Below are 17899 nucleotides of genomic sequence, written 5' to 3' on the forward strand. Positions count from 1 at the left end.
ACCAAGTTCCACACGTTTTCATCATGGCACCGCACGAAGTACCCCATAATGAGTTGAGACTATTTGTGGTAAGTCGCTGACAACTCATGAACAGCATTCACAAAAATATCAACATTTTCAGGCGGCACATCTAAGTGAATTCCATGCCCTAAATTGAACACATGACCACTGCCCTGACCAAATCCTGCCAGAATTTGTGCCACCTCATCCCGAATTCGCTGCGCTGGCGCGTACAGCATTGAAGGGTCCATATTCCCCTGCAAAGCAACTTGTTCGCCAACCCGGGCTTTGGCATCTTCAATATTGATTGTCCAGTCAAGTCCAATCGCATCACAACCCGTTGCAGCAATTTGTTCCAGCCACATCCCGCCATTTTTCGTAAAAAGCGTGACAGGCACTTTATAACCATCATTTTCTTTGATCAAACCATCGACGATTTTATGCATATATTGAAGCGAAAAATCACGATAATCACGCGGGGTCAGTACACCGCCCCATGTATCAAACACCATGACAGACTGTGCACCCGCTTTAATTTGAGCATTCAGGTATAGGATGACGCTTTCAGCAAGTTTATCGAGTAATGCATGCAACGTCTCTGGCTCAGCGTACATCATCTTCTTGATTTTGGTAAACGCCTTTGAACTGCCACCTTCTACCATATAGGTCGCAAGTGTCCAAGGACTACCGGAAAACCCGATTAGAGGGACCTCGCCCTGTAAATCATGACGGATCTGTCGAACCGCATTCATCACATATTGCAGCTCATGTTCAGGATCTGGGATGCCAATTTTATCGATATCTGCCCGGCGTTGAATCGGATGCTTAAACTTGGGCCCTTCACCTGCTTCAAAATAGAGCCCGAGCCCCATCGCATCTGGAATAGTTAAAATATCAGAAAACAGGATTGCGGCATCGAGAGAGAAACGACGTAGCGGTTGCAACGTGACTTCTGAGGCCAATTCAGGATTTTTACATAAAGTCATAAAATCCCCGGCCTGAGCTCTTACTTCACGGTACTCAGGCAGATAGCGCCCTGCCTGGCGCATCATCCATATAGGCGTTCGATCAACGGGCTGCCTCAATAACGCACGCAGATAACGGTCATTCTTTAATTCAGTCATTTTTAATCTTCCAATCAGGGCTTTATCGCTTCTTATATCAGATAAATTTTTTAATTCTTTGCAAGCAAGATCATGTTCCAGAAGAAAAGAAAATCAGATTGTTTGCAACAATTGAGCTTAAGTGTTAAAAATTTGTTTAACAATGAAAATTATTAATAATAATAAATAGAGTACTTGCTACTCAACATCTCATAACGACATCTTACTTACCCCTCCGTCTATACGGAGGTTTTTTTTATCATTTTGATCAGACACTGACCGAATGAATATCCGCTAGTGTCTGTTCTATCAGCGCTCTGGCAATTGTCCCTTTCGGCGCAATCTCCGGTATATCTTGTGGAGAAAACCAGTTCGCATGACTAATTTCATGCTCATCGATCTGAATCGTCCCTGATGCATAGTCTGCTAAAAAAGCAACCATCATACTTGAAGGGAAAGCCCATGGCTGGCTGCCGAAATAGCGAATATTCTTCACTTGGATGCCCGTCTCTTCAAAGACTTCACGGGCAACCGTCTGTTCCAATGTCTCTCCGGCCTCAACAAATCCGGCAATCACCGTATACATCCCTCCCTGATGGCGGGCATGTTGCGCCAACAGGATTTGATTATCACGACGAACTGCAACAATGATACAGGGAAAAATGCGTGGATAATGAATCGTCCGGCACTCATGGCATTGCATTGCTAACTCGTGGTGATGAAAGTAATTTCGTCCTCCACATTGTGCACAAAACCGTTGTGTTTGTGTCATGTGCCCATACTGGACTGCCTTACTTGCGGCAAGAAACAATGATTCAGAGACATTGAGTAAGGTTCTCAGCGATGACATTGGCAAACGCTGCTCCAAGTCTGCTTCATTCAACCAAAAAACAGGGTGTCCGTCATAGTCTGCAATCTTAACAGCTTGATCTTCAGGGAGAGACCAATCATCTGCAGTTCCAAAGGGCAGCATATTATCTACAGTCCAAAGTTCACTTCCAGAAACAACACACCAGTAAGCGTTTCCGACTTCACTATTTTCTAACATGATCGCTCCTATATCCTTGCAGTCTGACTATTTTACTGGCAATCTAGTTTCATACCAGAGTGGGAAGTGTACCATGTTATAACCCTCTCGTATGAATAAGATATTGTGCCTCTGAGCACAACTGCCAAAGCAGGTTCTCCCCACGGGGAGCAGATCATGAGGGCATGGCCATGCTTAAAAAATTCAAGAGAATACAAGAGCAATGGGGAGGTTCCAGTGATGTTATTGATCAATGGCTAGATTCCCGACAAATGTTGCTCGTAAAATATTGTAAACTTGCCTCATTGCAGCCCTGTACTTCTAAAGCGGCTCTCAGTGAACTCCCATCAGCCAATGATATTCACGAGTTTTGCCGAAAACTGGTCGATTATATTTCTACAGGGCACTTTAAGATCTACGATACTGTCAAAGCCAAGTGGGAATCAACTGGGTTTACCGCGACGGACGAGATCAATCAAACTTATTTTTCAATTGTTGATACAACCGATCCCCTGCTCAATTTTGCAGATAAGTATTTAGATATTAAAGACGATGAGCATCTGGAAAATTTTGACCGCGATTTATCTCATTTGGGGGAAACTTTAGAGGCACGATTTGAGCTTGAGGATGAACTGATCCAGATGATTGCCGATAGCTTATCCGTTCCTCCCGGAGCATGAGTTCTTGAGCAATCGAGTGACTAACCCGTCACTCAGCATGCACCGACACTAAATCAACAGACATAAAAAAGGCGCCAGAAGGCGCCTTTTTAGGTGCTGTTTAATGATTACTCATCAGAAGAGAAACCCGCATTCAGCAATGCAGCTAAGTTGTCCGTTGCCTGTTCAGCAGATGGACCTTCTTTCTGTGCATCACGTCTTGCATGACGTTCCTGATGGTAAGCAAAACCAGTACCTGCTGGGATCAATCGACCAACAATAACGTTCTCTTTCAGACCACGTAAGTCATCACGTTTACCAGAAACTGCAGCTTCTGTCAGAACGCGAGTCGTTTCCTGGAACGACGCAGCAGAGATGAACGATTCCGTAGCCAAAGATGCTTTGGTAATTCCTAACAGTTCGCGTTCGTAACGTGCAGGTTCTTTACCTTCGGCAACCAATTGACGGTTGGCAATTTTCACCTGAGAGTACTCAACCTGTTCTCCTGCGAGGAACTCAGAGTCACCAGCAAAAGTGATGGTACATTTACGTAGCATCTGGCGAACGATTGTCTCAATGTGCTTGTCATTGATTTTAACGCCTTGTAAGCGATAAACTTCCTGAACTTCATTCGCAATGTACTGTGTCACAGCATGGATACCACGCAAGCGCAAGATATCATGTGGAGACTCAGGACCATCGGCAATCACATCACCACGTTCGACTTTCTCACCTTCAAATACATTAAGCTGACGATGCTTAGGAATCATTTCCTCATAAGTATCCCCACCTTCACGTGTGATGATCAAACGACGCTTACCTTTGGTTTCTTTACCGAATGATACTGTACCCGTGTGTTCAGCCAGAATCGCAGGTTCTTTTGGTTTACGAGCTTCAAACAGATCCGCAACCCGAGGCAGACCACCGGTAATATCCCGGTTACCGCCAGATTTCTGAGGAATACGAGCCAGCGTATCACCGACACCCACTTCCGCACCATCTTCTAGGTTGACAATTGCTTTACCCGGCAGGAAGTACTGTGCTGGCATATCTGTACCAGGAATCATCACATCACGGCCTTGCTCATCAACCAGTTTGATTGCTGGACGCATATCTTTACCGGCAGAAGGACGGGCAGCCGCTTCTGTGACTTCACTTGAAGACAGACCGGTTAAGTCATCCATTTGACGAGAAACCGTTACACCATCAATCATGTCCACATATTGAACACGACCCGATACTTCGGTAATGATTGGCATGGTGTGAGCTTCCCAGTTTGCAACCACTTCACCCGTGTCAACTAAGTCACCGTCAGCTTTGCTCAACAAAGAACCATAAGGTAGTTTGTGTTTCTCTTTTGTCCGGCCGAACTCATCGATAATCGTCAGTTCAGTCGCACGAGAAGTGATAACAAGCTTACCGTTTTTGTTGGTTACGAATTTCGCATTATTCAGTTTCACAGAACCTTTGTTCTTCGTCTGAATGCTGTTTTCGGCCGCTGCTGTTGATGCTGCACCACCGATGTGGAACGTACGCATCGTTAACTGAGTACCCGGCTCACCGATAGACTGAGCTGCGATAACCCCAACAGATTCACCTTGGTTAACCAAGTGACCGCGAGCAAGATCACGACCATAACACTGAGCACAACAACCGAAGTCAGAATCACAAGTAACAACCGAACGAACTCTCAATTGATCCACTGAGTTTTCATCGATGATCTGACACCATTTTTCGTCGATCAATGTGTTACGAGGAATCAGAATCTCTTCCGTACCAGGCTTGAGCACATCGTCAGCAACAACACGTCCAAGGGCTAGCTCAGTCAAAGCAACTTTAACATCACCACCTTCGATATGCGGCATCATCTCGACACCTTCGTGTGTGCCACAGTCATGCTCAGTAACAACAACATCTTGTGCTACGTCAACCAGACGACGAGTCAGATAACCTGAGTTCGCCGTTTTCAGTGCTGTATCCGCCAGACCCTTACGAGCACCGTGCGTTGAGATAAAGTACTGAAGAACGTTCAGACCCTCTTTAAAGTTCGCTGTGATCGGTGTTTCGATGATCGAACCATCCGGACGAGCCATCAGACCACGCATCCCCGCCAACTGACGAATCTGAGCAGCAGAACCCCGGGCACCGGAGTCAGCCATCATATAAATACTGTTAAATGACTCTTGCTTCTCTTCTTCACCATCACGGTTAAGTACGGTTTCAGAAGACAAGTTTTCCATCATGGCTTTTGCAACACGATCATTGGTTGAAGCCCAGATATCGATCACTTTGTTATAACGTTCACCGGCAGTTACAAGACCAGACTGGAATTGTTCCTGAATTTCACGAACTTCTTCTTCAGCTTCAGAGATCTCAGTGTATTTTGCTGGTGGTACAACCATATCATCGATACCAACAGAAACACCAGACAGCGCTGCATAAGCAAAACCGGTATACATAATCTGGTCAGCAAAGATAACCGTATCTTTCAGACCCAGTTTACGGTAGGCCTCATTCAACAGATTCGAAATCTGCTTTTTGCCTAGTTTTTGGTTCACAATGCTAAATGGCAGACCTCTCGGTACAATTTGCCACAACATCGCACGACCGATGGTCGTATCAACCATTTTGGTTTCTGTCGTTTCATGGCCGTCTTCATCACGAACAGTTTCAGTGATGCGGACTTTTACACGCGCATGAAGTGCCGCAGATTTAGTACGGTATGCTTTCTCTGCTTCTGCAGGACCAGCAAGGTACATGCCCTCACCCGGCGCATTAATCTTCTCACGCGTCATATAGTAGAGACCCAAAACAACGTCCTGTGATGGAACGATAATTGGATCACCTGATGCTGGCGACAGGATGTTGTTGGTTGACATCATCAATGTACGCGCTTCAAGCTGAGCTTCGAGAGTCAATGGTACGTGAACCGCCATTTGGTCACCATCGAAGTCAGCGTTATATGCCGCACACACCAGTGGGTGTAGCTGGATCGCTTTTCCTTCGATCAGAACAGGTTCAAATGCCTGAATACCCAAACGGTGAAGTGTTGGCGCACGGTTCAGTAGGACTGGGTGTTCACGAATGACTTCATCGAGAATATCCCATACGACCGGCTCTTCACGCTCAACCATTTTCTTCGCAGCTTTGATCGTCGTTGCAAGGCCACGAGTCTCTAACTTGCTGTAAATAAATGGTTTAAACAGTTCCAAAGCCATTTTCTTCGGCAGACCACACTGATGTAAACGCAGGTATGGACCAACGGTGATAACAGAACGACCAGAGTAGTCAACACGTTTACCCAGCAGGTTCTGACGGAAACGACCTTGTTTACCTTTGATCATATCCGCAAGCGATTTCAGCGGGCGCTTGTTCGAACCGGTAATCGCACGTCCACGACGTCCGTTATCTAACAATGCGTCAACAGACTCCTGTAGCATCCGTTTTTCGTTACGGACAATAATATCCGGCGCTGCAAGTTCAAGCAGACGCTTCAAACGGTTGTTACGGTTGATCACTCGGCGATATAAATCGTTCAGATCAGAGGTCGCAAAACGGCCACCATCCAAAGGAACCAAAGGACGTAAATCCGGTGGCAAAACAGGCAGCACGGTCAGAATCATCCACTCAGGATTGTTTCCTGAAGCAATAAATGCTTCAACCAGCTTCAAACGCTTTGTCACTTTTTTACGTTTTGTTTCAGAGTTTGTTGTATTTAACTCTTCACGCATCACTTCAGCTTCATGGTGCATATCCATTGAACCCAACAGGTCCTTAATGGCTTCAGCGCCCATTTTCGCTGTAAATTCGTCGCCCCACTCTTCCAGACGATCCAGATATTCTTCTTCAGTCAGTAACTGACCTTTTTCCAGATCAGTCATACCGGGTTCGGTAACGACATACATTTCAAAATAAAGAACACGCTCAATATCACGCAGCGGCATATCCATCAAGAGGCCGATACGAGACGGAAGCGATTTCAAAAACCAGATGTGCGCAACTGGAGACGCCAGTTCAATGTGTCCCATCCGGTCACGACGAACTTTAGTCTGCGTGACTTCAACGCCACATTTTTCACAAATCACACCACGGTGTTTCAAACGCTTGTACTTTCCGCAAAGACACTCATAGTCTTTTACCGGACCAAAAATACGCGCACAAAACAAACCGTCACGCTCCGGTTTGAACGTCCGGTAGTTGATAGTTTCAGGTTTTTTCACTTCACCAAATGACCATGAACGAATCATATCCGGTGAAGAAAGACCGATTTTGATTGCATCAAATTCTTCGGTCTTGTGCTGTGCTTTCAGAAAGTTTAATAAGTCTTTCACAATCAGCTCCTGTAAGGAGTTAAAAGGCGCTAGGTCGCGCCTTTCTACCAGATAACTCTATTCTGATTCAGAACAGAATTACTCTTCGTCTTCTAGCTCAATGTTGATACCCAGTGAGCGAATCTCTTTCAACAATACGTTGAATGATTCTGGCATACCCGGTTCCATGCTGTGATTGCCGTCAACGATGTTTTTATACATCTTCGTCCGACCATTCACGTCATCAGATTTCACCGTCAGCATTTCTTGAAGTGTATAAGCAGCACCATAAGCTTCCAGTGCCCACACTTCCATCTCACCGAATCGCTGACCACCGAACTGAGCTTTACCACCAAGTGGTTGCTGAGTTACCAGGCTGTAAGAACCGGTTGAACGTGCATGCATCTTATCGTCAACCAAGTGGTTCAGTTTCAGCATGTACATGTAGCCGACAGTAACCGGACGCTCGAAAGCATCACCGGTACGACCATCAAACAATGTCAACTGTCCAGACTCAGGCAGATCTGCCAACTTCAGCAGTTGCTTGATTTCTGGCTCTGTCGCACCGTCGAATACCGGCGTTGCAACTGGAAGACCATTACGTAAGTTATTCGCTAAAGTACGAACGTCATCATCTGAAAGGGCTGAAATATCCACTTTCTGACGAATGTCATTACCTAATGTATAAACTTCCTGCAAGAACTCACGCAGTTTGGCAATCTCTTGCTGCTCTTTCACCATCTGGTTGATCTTGTCACCGATTCCTTTTGCAGCGGCACCTAAGTGAACTTCAAGAATCTGACCGATGTTCATCCGAGATGGTACACCCAGTGGGTTCAGTACGATATCAACAGGACGACCATTTTCGTCATATGGCATGTCTTCTACAGGGTTAATTTTTGAAATAACACCCTTGTTACCATGACGACCAGCCATTTTATCACCAGGCTGAATACGACGTTTGACCGCTAAATAAACTTTGACGATTTTCAGAACACCAGGGGCGAGATCATCACCTTGTGTGATCTTGCGACGCTTCGCTTCAAATTTCTTATCGAAATCAGCTTTTAGCTCATCCCACTGTTCTGCAAGCTGTTCAAGTTGTGACTGAAGCTCATCATCTTCCAGAGTTTGTTCCAGCCATCTCTTGCGCTCAATAGAATCAAGTTTTGCTTCAGAATAACCGCCAGACAACAGAACCGATTTAACACGGGCAAGCAAGCCACCTTCCAGAATTTGGAACTCTTCTGTCAGATCTTTTTTAGCTTCTTTTAACTGCATCTGTTCGATTTCAAGTGCACGCTTATCTTTTTCAACGCCATCACGAGTGAAGACTTGAACGTCAATAACCGTTCCTGAAACAGAGTTTGGTACACGCAATGATGTATCTTTCACATCAGATGCTTTTTCACCAAAGATCGCACGCAGGAGCTTCTCTTCCGGTGTCAGTTGTGTCTCACCTTTTGGCGTGACTTTACCAACCAGAATATCGCCGCCTTTCACTTCCGCACCGATGTAGACAATGCCAGACTCATCGAGTTTAGACAGTGCCGCTTCACCAACGTTTGGAATATCAGCAGTAATCTCTTCCGCACCTAACTTAGTATCACGAGCCACACAGGAAAGCTCCTGAATGTGAATCGTTGTGAACCGGTCTTCCTGAACAACACGCTCAGAAACAAGGATCGAGTCTTCGAAGTTATAACCGTTCCAAGGCATGAATGCGATACGCATATTTTGCCCAAGAGCAAGTTCACCAAGATCGGTTGAAGGACCATCAGCAAGCACATCGCCACGTGCCACAGGTTCACCCGGCATCACACAAGGACGCTGGTTAATACATGTGTTTTGGTTAGAGCGCGTATATTTGGTCAGGTTATAGATATCAATACCCGCTTCGCCCGGAATCAATTCATCTTCATTGACTTTGATAACAATACGCGATGCATCAACTGACTGAACATGTCCGCCACGTTTCGCAACAGCAGTCACACCAGAATCGACAGCAACATTACGTTCAATACCGGTACCGACCAACGGCTTATCAGCGCGCAGAGTTGGTACTGCTTGACGTTGCATGTTCGCACCCATCAAGGCACGGTTCGCATCATCGTGCTCAAGGAATGGAATTAATGATGCCGCAATCGAAACAACCTGGTTTGTCGCAACGTCCATATAGTTGACGTGTTCACGCGGGTGCAAACCTGATTCACCTTTCTGGCGAGCCGTGATCAATTCATCAGCAAAAGTACTTTCGTCAGTCAGTTTTGCGTTTGCCTGAGCAATAACAAATTGACCTTCTTCGATTGCAGATAAGTATTCGACTTCATCCGTTACCACACCATCAACAACACGGCGGTAAGGTGTTTCAAGGAAGCCATACTCATTACAGCGTGCAAACGCAGATAATGAGTTGATCAGACCGATGTTTGGTCCTTCTGGCGTTTCAATTGGACATAAACGACCGTAGTGCGTCACGTGAACGTCTCGCACTTCAAAGCCTGCACGCTCACGCGTCAGACCGCCGGGACCTAATGCAGAAATACGACGCTTATGCGTCACTTCCGACAATGGGTTGTTCTGGTCCATAAACTGAGAAAGCTGAGAAGAGCCGAAGAATTCTTTCACTGCTGCCGAAATTGGTTTGGCATTGATCAGATCTTGTGGCATCACGTTGTCTAGATCACCCAGACTTAAACGCTCTTTGACCGCACGCTCAACACGAACAAGACCAACACGGAATTGGTTCTCTGCCATTTCACCGACGCTACGAATACGACGGTTGCCCAAATGGTCAATATCATCAACTTCACCGATACCATTACGGATCGCGATCAGTTTTTTCATCACTTCGATGATATCAAATTCGTCAAGCGTACCGAGATCTTCTGCATCATCTCTTTCAATAGAACTGTTGAACTTCATCCGTCCAACCGTTGAAAGATCATAACGATCTTCAGAGAAGAACAGACTTTCAAACAGAGTTTCTGCCGCTTCTTTTGTTGGTGGCTCACCAGGGCGCATCATTCGATAGATTTCAACCAGCGCTGAAATACGATCAGAGGTGCTGTCGATACGCAATGTATCCGACATAAATGAGCCGTGATCAAGGTCATTTGTATATAGAACCTCAATCTGCTTGTAACCTGCTTGAGAGAGATTCGCTAACGCTTCAAGACTTAGCTCTTGGTTGGCTGCAACAATCAGCTCTCCTGTCGCTTCATTGACATAATCTTTCGCTGCAACCTTGCCGACAATATATTCGACAGGAACTTCGATAAATTCAACGGCGTCTTTTTCCAGCTGACGAATATGACGCGCAGTAACGCGACGTCCTTTTTCGATATAAACCTTTCCGTTTGCTTCGATATCAAAGCTGGCAGTTTCACCACGTAAACGTTCAGGAATCAAAGCCATCATCAGCGTTTGATCTTTCACTTCGAAATGAATTTTTTCGAAGAAAATATCCAGAATCTCTTCTGTTGTTTTACCTAACGCACGCAGAATAATAGAAGCTGGTAGTTTGCGACGACGGTCGATACGAACATACAGGTTGTCTTTCGGATCGAATTCGAAATCAAGCCACGAACCACGGTAAGGAATGATACGTGCGTTATAGAGAACTTTTCCAGATGAGTGGGTCTTACCCTTATCGCTGTCGAAGAACACGCCGGGGCTTCGGTGCAGCTGGGATACGATAACCCTCTCGGTACCATTAATTACAAAAGTACCATTATCCGTCATGAGTGGAATCTCACCCATGTAGACTTCTTGTTCTTTAATATCTTTGACAGTACCGGCCGGTGCGTCTTTATCAAAAATAACCAAGCGCAATTTTACACGCAGAGGTTTTGAATAAGTTACACCACGAATTTGACATTCTTTAACATCAAAAACTGGCTCACCAAGACGGTAGCTAACGTATTGCAGCTCAGAGTTGCCATTATAGCTCTGGATAGGAAACACAGAACGAAAAGCAGCCTCTAGACCATATTGTCCTTCAGGATCCTGTTCGATAAATTTATCGAACGAATCGAGCTGGATCGATAGCAGGTATGGAATGTCCAACACTTGTGGACGAGTACCAAAGTCCTTGCGGATGCGCTTTTTCTCGGTATAGGAGTAAACCATGGGGTTCCTCAGCTCGCTGATAAGTGACCCAAACTGCCCGCCTTTACATTAAAGGGAAACGGCAGTGACTAACTAACTGTTTACTGTAGTGACGTTTAACCACGTTGAGATAAACGTTTTTTGCACGGATGTCGAATGACTAAACAGTAGGAAAATTCATCGACACCCTACAGCGCAAAAAGGCCGGTGGTCAATAAACCACCAGCCATTAGCCTTTCGGCTAAGCGATTAAGTAAGAATTACTTAAGCTCAACAGTTGCACCAGCTTCTTCAAGTTGTGCTTTAAGAGCTTCAGCTTCTGCTTTCTCAATGCCTTCTTTGATCGGAGCTGGAGCGCCGTCAACAAGAGCTTTCGCTTCTTTCAGACCCAGACCAGTTGCGCCACGAACTGCTTTGATTACAGCAACTTTGTTCGCGCCAGCAGAAGCTAGGATAACGTTAAATTCAGTTTGTTCAGCAGCAGCTTCACCACCAGCAGCAGCGCCACCAGCAACAACAGCAGCGGCAGCAGAAACACCAAATTTCTCTTCCATTGCTTCGATTAGTTCAACAACTTGCATTACAGACATTTCTGCAATAGCGTCTAGGATTTGCTCGTTAGTAATAGACATAACAATTCTCTTCTAAGTCAACAATTAGTTTAATAAGCAACCAGTAAAAAGCAAGCCTTATGCAGCTTCTTGTTTTTGGTCGCGGATAGCAGCGATAGTACGTGCCAACTTGCCAGCAGAAGCTTCTTTCATGCACATCATCAGACGTGCAATAGCTTCGTCGTAAGTTGGTAGCGTTGCGAGTACTTCGACATCAGCGATAGAACCTTCGAATGCAGCTGCTTTGATCTCAAAATCTTTATTCTCTTTCGCAAAGTCTTTAAAAAGACGTGCTGCGGCACCTGGGTGCTCAGTAGAGAAACCGATCAAAGTAGGACCTACGAATACATCTTTCAGACATTCGTAGTCTGTGCCTTCAACTGCGCGGCGTGCTAGTGTGTTACGAACAACTCTCACATAAACACCGGCTTCACGAGCCTGTTTACGCAGAGAAGTCATCGCACTTACTTCAACACCACGAGAATCAGCAACAACTGCAGAAAGTGCACCACTGGCTGCTTCGTTGACTTCAGCAACAATTGCTTTTTTGTCTTGAAGATTTAAAGCCATCTTGGATTTACTCCTGGTTGTCGTTACACCACTCACCATTTTTATCAACAGTGAGAGCTTTTTAGGTGCAGTCCAAGAAGAAAGTTATAAAAATAGAGCTTTCGTCAGTTCGGGCACCATCTACGTAGGTTTGATTAAGCCGTCAGAGACGACGCCTACGGTCTTGGACGGAGACTGGATTATAGTTCAAAGAACCAAGGTTCAGCCCCAACCACAAATATTAGGCGCAAAATTATACATAAATTTTACGCCTTAGCAAATAGATTAAGCTTGAGTGCTTAAAGTTGCCTGATCAATAGCAACACCAGCGCCCATCGTTGTAGAAAGACTAACTTTCTTCACGTAAGAGCCTTTAGAAGTTGATGGTTTTGCTTTTTTCAGTGCAACAATCAGTGCTTCTAAGTTTTCTTTCAGCTGTTCTGCGTCAAAAGAAACTTTACCGATTGTTGTATGGATGATCCCATTTTTGTCATTACGGTAACGAACCTGACCAGCCTTCGCGTTCTTAACCGCTTCAGCAACGTTAGGAGTTACAGTACCAACTTTAGGGTTTGGCATCAGACCGCGAGGACCAAGAATAGTCCCTAACTGACCGACAACACGCATTGCATCTGGAGATGCAACAACAACGTCAAAGTTCAGTTCGCCTTTTTTCACTTGCTCAGCAAGATCTTCCATACCAACCAGATCAGCACCCGCTTCTTTTGCTGCGTCAGCGTTTGCACCTTGAGTGAAAACAGCAACACGGACTTCACGGCCAGTACCATGAGGCAGAACAGTTGCACCACGAACGTTCTGGTCAGATTTACGAGCATCGATACCCAGGTTCACAGCAACATCAACTGATTCAACAAATTTCGCGGTTGCCAGTTCTTTCAGCAATGCAACTGCTTCGTTGATATCATACTCTTTAGTCACATCCACTTTTTCGCGGATAGTACGCATACGCTTAGTTAGTTTTGCCATGATATTAACCCTCTACCACTAGACCCATTGAACGAGCAGTACCCGCGATAGAACGCTTCATTGCTTCGATATCTGCACCAGTCATATCCGCAGCTTTTGTTTCTGCGATTTCCTGAATTTGCGCGTCAGTGATTGTACCCACTTTTTCTGTATTCGGACGACCAGAACCAGACTTGATGCCGGCTGCTTTCTTCAGCAGAACCGCTGCTGGTGGTGTTTTCGTTTCAAAAGTGAAAGAACGGTCACTGTATACAGTGATAACAACTGGAATCGGAAGACCTTTCTCGACAGATTCTGTTTTTGCGTTAAACGCTTTACAGAATTCCATGATGTTAACACCACGCTGACCCAGTGCTGGACCAACTGGTGGACTTGGGTTTGCCATACCTGCTGCAACTTGCAGCTTGATATAAGCTTCAACTTTCTTAGCCATGATATTTCCTACATAATGGGTACTAACGCTAATCGACTGATCAGCTCCCCGTTTCTAGTGAAGACCTGTAAAAAGGCGCGAAATTATAGTCAAATTTCGCGCCTTAAACAAGTCTAAAAAGATGGTTTTTTAATCTAGTTTTTCAACCTGACCAAATTCAAGCTCAACAGGCGTTGCTCGACCAAATATAGAGACAGAGACTTTCAAACGGCTCTTCTCGTAATCAACCTCTTCAACAGTACCGTTGAAGTCAGCAAATGGTCCATCGTTAACCCGAACAACTTCACCGGCTTCAAACATCGTTTTCGGCCGTGGCGCTTCGCTCGCTTTCTCTAAGCGATTCAATATCGCATCAGCTTCTTTATCGGTAATCGGTGCCGGACGATCAGACGTCCCGCCAATAAATCCCATGACCCGAGGGACACTACGCACTAAGTGCCAGGATTCATCATTCATGATCATCTGGACAAGCACATAACCCGGGAAGAATTTTCTTTCACTTTTGCGGCGCTGACCGGCACGCATTTCGACGACTTCTTCCGTTGGTACTAATACTTCACCAAACAACTCTTCCATACCATGCATTTTGATATGTTCCCGCAGTGACTGTGCCACGCGTCCTTCAAAGCCAGAAAAGGCTTGAACAACATACCAGCGTTTTTTGGGAGCTTCACTCATGAATTAAACCCTCTATACTCCAGTCGCAAATGCAACAAGGCGAACCATAATACCGTCAATGCCCCATAGAGCTAAAGCCATCACAACACAGACAGCCAACACAATTAATGTGGTTTGTACGGTTTCCTGACGTGTAGGCCATATTACTTTGCGAATTTCCATCCGCGCTTCTCGCGCGAAGCTCACCGCTTCTTTACCTTTCACGGTAATCGCTGCAATACCTAATGCGGCAGCAATTAAGACAATAACACCAGCAGAACGAATAACGACAGAAACCGTTTCACCATAAAAGGAGTTACCCACAACAGCGGCAGCCAACAGAACAATCGCGATCAACCATTTCAGTTTATCTGCTGCATTTGAGCTCTCAGGAGTTTCAGCATGATTTGCTTTCATAACCCAACCTGTCACAAATCTAAATATAGACGACAATAAACCCCACTGTTGCAGGGCTAACTAACAAAAATAAGCGTTCGATGCCTATTTTCAGAAACAAAGACAATTTCTCTGTTTCAAACCTTTTACTTTTGACTAACAAACCGTCAAAATAAATCTTCAGTGCAGAAAAAGGGCATCAAATGATGCCCTTTTTACTAGTGCGGAGTCAAATCATTATGCAATGATTTTTGCTACAACACCAGCGCCAACTGTACGGCCACCTTCACGGATCGCAAAACGTAGACCTTCGTCCATCGCGATTGGCGCAATCAGTTCAACAGTCATCTGAATGTTATCGCCTGGCATAACCATCTCTACGCCTGCTGGCAACTCGATGCTACCTGTAACGTCCGTTGTACGGAAGTAGAACTGTGGACGATAACCTTTGAAGAATGGCGTATGACGACCACCTTCATCTTTTGACAACACGTATACTTCTGATTCGAATTTCGTGTGTGGCGTGATTGAACCTGGTTTAGCCAGTACCTGACCACGTTCTACTTCGTCACGCTTCGTTCCACGGAGCAACACACCAACGTTCTCACCTGCACGACCTTCGTCAAGCAGCTTACGGAACATCTCTACACCTGTACATGTTGTCTTCGTCGTATCTTTCACACCAATGATTTCAACTTCGTCACCAACTCGGATGATTCCCTGCTCTACACGACCTGTCACAACTGTACCACGGCCTTGGATTGAGAATACATCTTCGATTGGCAGCAGGAATGCTTGGTCGATCACACGCTCTGGCTCTGGGATGTAGCTGTCAAGAGCTTCTGCCAACTCAACAATCTTCTTCTCCCACTGCTCTTCACCGTTCAGTGCACCCAGTGCTGAACCTTGGATAACTGGTAGGTCATCTCCTGGGAAATCGTATTCTGAAAGCAGTTCACGAACTTCCATTTCTACAAGTTCTAGCAGCTCTTCATCATCAACCATGTCACATTTGTTCATGAAAACGATGATGTAAGGAATACCAACCTGACGGCCTAAGAGAATGTGCTCACGAGTTTGTGGCATTGGGCCATCTGTCGCAGCAACAACTAGGATACCACCGTCCATCTGTGCTGCACCGGTGATCATGTTTTTAACATAGTCCGCGTGTCCAGGACAGTCTACGTGTGCGTAGTGACGTGTCGGTGTATCATACTCTACGTGTGAAGTAGAGATCGTGATGCCGCGCTCACGCTCTTCTGGGGCGTTATCGATTGACGCAAAGTCACGTGCTGCTCCGCCGTATACTTTAGAAAGTACTGTACAGATTGCTGCTGTTAATGTTGTTTTACCGTGGTCAACGTGGCCGATAGTACCAACGTTTACGTGCGGTTTCGTACGTTCAAATTTTTCTTTAGACATCAGTTGTCCCTCTAGGTACGGATTAAGGTGGCTTTCATGACCACGCAACCAAAATTTACTGGTAGTAAAGTATATAACAAAAGGAAATAATTGCTTAGAGTGGTGCTGATACCCAGATTTGAACTGGGGACCTCACCCTTACCAAGGGTGCGCTCTACCGACTGAGCTATATCAGCACTCGGAAAGGTTGGAGCGGGCAGCGGGAATCGAACCCGCATCATCAGCTTGGAAGGCTGAGGTAATAGCCATTATACGATGCCCGCACACGTATTTAACCCTAAGAGCTATTTCCTTAAGAATATGGTGGAGGGGGACGGATTCGAACCATCGAAGGCAGTGCCGGCAGATTTACAGTCTGCTCCCTTTGGCCACTCGGGAACCCCTCCAGATTTTCAAATCTTCTCATCTATACTGAATAAGAAGATGGTGCCGACTGCCGGAATCGAACTGGCGACCTACTGATTACAAGTCAGTTGCTCTACCTACTGAGCTAAGTCGGCGCACATAAGTGGGGCGAATTCTATTGAATGATTTCTTTGCTTGCAAGTGTTTCAAGAAAAAAAAATACAAATTTATCTGGTTTTTATCTATTTGTTGTTTTTTCAAACAGTTTTCGTCGAAACTGAAGAAATATATCGCCATTCTGTGTTGCTTTATCTTCTTCTTGAGGTATGTTGCTCTTTTATCCGATTTCAACCATTGGAAAGATTATGGATCCTTATCTCTCATTCGACAGACGCCAGTGGTCGGATCTACGTAATTCCGTTCCCATGACTTTGTCAGAAGATGATTTAGTTGAACTACAAGGTATCAACGAATCATTAAGTATGAAGGAAGCTGTTGAAATCTACTTACCTTTAGCGCGTTTATTAAACTTGTATGTGGCAGCAAGACAGAGTCGTAATACTGTTTTAAACCAATTTTTGGGCCATACCGATATTGCGCCACCTTTTATTATTGGTATCGCAGGCAGCGTCGCGGTTGGCAAAAGTACCACCGCCAGATTGCTACGAGCCCTCTTATCTCGCTGGGAAAATCACCCTAAAGTTGAGCTGATTACCACCGACGGATTCCTTTATCCAAATGAAGTGCTGTTAGAAAAAGGCATCATGCAGAAAAAAGGATTCCCCGAGTCCTATGATATTAAACGCTTGGTGCAATTTGTTTCCGATGTCAAATCGGGCAAGAAAAATGTTACAGCGCCGGTATATTCTCACCTCACCTATGATATTACCGAGGAATTAAAAACGGTTCATGCACCCGATATTTTGCTGATTGAAGGCCTTAATGTTCTGCAAAGTGGGATGGATTATCCTCACGCACCACACCGTGTTTTTATTTCAGATTTTCTCGATTTCTCTATCTATGTCGACGCTGAATCGTCTCTGATTGAAAAATGGTATATCGAACGCTTCATGAAGTTTCGCCATGGTGCCTTTAAAAGGCCGGGCTCCTACTTCAGTCACTATACAAAACTGAGTGAGTCGGAAGCTCATTCTATCGCGAGAAATATCTGGCAGGCGATCAATGGGAAAAACTTGCAGGAAAACATTCTACCAACGCGGGAAAGAGCGCAGTTGATCCTACGTAAGGGCATCAACCACACTGTTGAAGAAATTTTGCTGCGACAATAGC

General features: G+C 45.3%; 13 protein-coding genes and 4 tRNA genes. 2 read left to right on the forward strand and 15 right to left on the reverse strand.

The genetic code is table 11. From position 1 onward, the window contains the following. Positions 1–59 precede the first annotated feature (59 nt). Together hemE and nudC are read right to left on the reverse strand one after the other, a co-directional pair. A complete protein-coding gene (hemE, locus tag OCV37_RS13820) occupies positions 60–1124 on the reverse strand; it encodes a uroporphyrinogen decarboxylase (protein WP_038181343.1) in 1065 nt (354 codons plus the stop codon). Between the two features lie 247 nt (positions 1125–1371). Next, on the reverse strand, positions 1372–2151 hold the full coding sequence (nudC, locus tag OCV37_RS13825) for an NAD(+) diphosphatase (protein WP_038181340.1): 780 nt from the start codon (positions 2149–2151) through the stop codon (positions 1372–1374). Positions 2152–2315: 164 nt separating this feature from the next. Between nudC and OCV37_RS13830 the strand changes: the two genes are divergently transcribed. Continuing rightward, entirely contained in the window at positions 2316–2810 is a 495-nt protein-coding gene (locus OCV37_RS13830) for an Rsd/AlgQ family anti-sigma factor (protein WP_038181337.1), read from the forward strand. Positions 2811–2917: 107 nt separating this feature from the next. On the opposite strand, the gene rpoC is transcribed toward OCV37_RS13830, so the two are convergent. The 13 genes from rpoC to OCV37_RS13895 form a co-directional block, all read right to left on the reverse strand. Further along, positions 2918–7120: a DNA-directed RNA polymerase subunit beta' gene (gene rpoC, locus OCV37_RS13835; RefSeq protein ID WP_038181335.1), complete on the reverse strand. Its 4203-nt coding sequence runs from the start codon at positions 7118–7120 to the stop codon at positions 2918–2920. A 78-nt stretch (positions 7121–7198) separates the two neighbouring features. Further along, positions 7199–11230, reverse strand: coding sequence for a DNA-directed RNA polymerase subunit beta (rpoB, locus tag OCV37_RS13840; RefSeq protein WP_038181332.1), 4032 nt, complete (start codon positions 11228–11230; stop codon positions 7199–7201). Positions 11231–11469: 239 nt separating this feature from the next. Then, positions 11470–11841 carry a 50S ribosomal protein L7/L12 gene (gene rplL / locus OCV37_RS13845; protein WP_038181331.1) on the reverse strand — a complete coding sequence of 124 codons (372 nt, stop codon included), beginning with the start codon at positions 11839–11841 and terminating at the stop codon, positions 11470–11472. A gap of 57 nt (positions 11842–11898) precedes the next feature. Further along, on the reverse strand, positions 11899–12390 hold the full coding sequence (gene rplJ, locus OCV37_RS13850) for a 50S ribosomal protein L10 (RefSeq protein ID WP_038181327.1): 492 nt from the start codon (positions 12388–12390) through the stop codon (positions 11899–11901). 264 nt (positions 12391–12654) lie between these two features. Continuing rightward, entirely contained in the window at positions 12655–13356 is a 702-nt protein-coding gene (gene rplA, locus OCV37_RS13855; RefSeq protein WP_038181321.1) for a 50S ribosomal protein L1, read from the reverse strand. A 4-nt stretch (positions 13357–13360) separates the two neighbouring features. Then, complete coding sequence (gene rplK, locus OCV37_RS13860) at positions 13361–13789, reverse strand: 50S ribosomal protein L11 (RefSeq protein ID WP_038181318.1); 429 nt, start codon at positions 13787–13789, stop codon at positions 13361–13363. Between the two features lie 129 nt (positions 13790–13918). After that, positions 13919–14467 carry a transcription termination/antitermination protein NusG gene (gene nusG / locus OCV37_RS13865; RefSeq protein WP_001287510.1) on the reverse strand — a complete coding sequence of 183 codons (549 nt, stop codon included), beginning with the start codon at positions 14465–14467 and terminating at the stop codon, positions 13919–13921. 12 nt (positions 14468–14479) lie between these two features. Continuing rightward, entirely contained in the window at positions 14480–14863 is a 384-nt protein-coding gene (gene secE, locus OCV37_RS13870; protein WP_021021756.1) for a preprotein translocase subunit SecE, read from the reverse strand. Between the two features lie 216 nt (positions 14864–15079). Further along, positions 15080–16264: an elongation factor Tu gene (tuf, locus tag OCV37_RS13875; RefSeq protein ID WP_038181313.1), complete on the reverse strand. Its 1185-nt coding sequence runs from the start codon at positions 16262–16264 to the stop codon at positions 15080–15082. A 100-nt stretch (positions 16265–16364) separates the two neighbouring features. Continuing rightward, positions 16365–16440 (reverse strand) — tRNA-Thr (locus OCV37_RS13880). Positions 16441–16452: 12 nt separating this feature from the next. Continuing rightward, positions 16453–16527 (reverse strand) — tRNA-Gly (locus OCV37_RS13885). A gap of 38 nt (positions 16528–16565) precedes the next feature. Further along, positions 16566–16650, reverse strand: a tRNA-Tyr gene (locus OCV37_RS13890). Positions 16651–16688: 38 nt separating this feature from the next. Then, positions 16689–16764, reverse strand: a tRNA-Thr gene (locus OCV37_RS13895). Between the two features lie 210 nt (positions 16765–16974). Between OCV37_RS13895 and coaA the strand changes: the two genes are divergently transcribed. Further along, positions 16975–17898: a type I pantothenate kinase gene (gene coaA, locus OCV37_RS13900; protein WP_038186098.1), complete on the forward strand. Its 924-nt coding sequence runs from the start codon at positions 16975–16977 to the stop codon at positions 17896–17898. The last annotated feature ends 1 nt before the right edge of the window (position 17899 follow it).

It is taken from the genome of Vibrio rhizosphaerae, from assembly GCF_024347095.1.
Lineage (GTDB): Bacteria > Pseudomonadota > Gammaproteobacteria > Enterobacterales > Vibrionaceae > Vibrio > Vibrio rhizosphaerae.

Excerpts from the sequence above, each read along its gene's own strand:
- hemE (WP_038181343.1), bottom strand. The coding sequence starts at position 1,124 with ATGACTGAATTAAAGAATGACCGTTATCTGCGTGCGTTATTGAGGCAG.
- nudC (WP_038181340.1), bottom strand. The coding sequence starts at position 2,151 with ATGTTAGAAAATAGTGAAGTCGGAAACGCTTACTGGTGTGTTGTTTCT.
- OCV37_RS13830 (WP_038181337.1), top strand. The coding sequence starts at position 2,316 with ATGGCCATGCTTAAAAAATTCAAGAGAATACAAGAGCAATGGGGAGGT.
- rpoB (WP_038181332.1), bottom strand. The coding sequence starts at position 11,230 with ATGGTTTACTCCTATACCGAGAAAAAGCGCATCCGCAAGGACTTTGGT.
- rplL (WP_038181331.1), bottom strand. The coding sequence starts at position 11,841 with ATGTCTATTACTAACGAGCAAATCCTAGACGCTATTGCAGAAATGTCT.
- rplJ (WP_038181327.1), bottom strand. The coding sequence starts at position 12,390 with ATGGCTTTAAATCTTCAAGACAAAAAAGCAATTGTTGCTGAAGTCAAC.
- rplA (WP_038181321.1), bottom strand. The coding sequence starts at position 13,356 with ATGGCAAAACTAACTAAGCGTATGCGTACTATCCGCGAAAAAGTGGAT.
- rplK (WP_038181318.1), bottom strand. The coding sequence starts at position 13,789 with ATGGCTAAGAAAGTTGAAGCTTATATCAAGCTGCAAGTTGCAGCAGGT.
- nusG (WP_001287510.1), bottom strand. The coding sequence starts at position 14,467 with ATGAGTGAAGCTCCCAAAAAACGCTGGTATGTTGTTCAAGCCTTTTCT.
- secE (WP_021021756.1), bottom strand. The coding sequence starts at position 14,863 with ATGAAAGCAAATCATGCTGAAACTCCTGAGAGCTCAAATGCAGCAGAT.
- tuf (WP_038181313.1), bottom strand. The coding sequence starts at position 16,264 with ATGTCTAAAGAAAAATTTGAACGTACGAAACCGCACGTAAACGTTGGT.
- coaA (WP_038186098.1), top strand. The coding sequence starts at position 16,975 with ATGGATCCTTATCTCTCATTCGACAGACGCCAGTGGTCGGATCTACGT.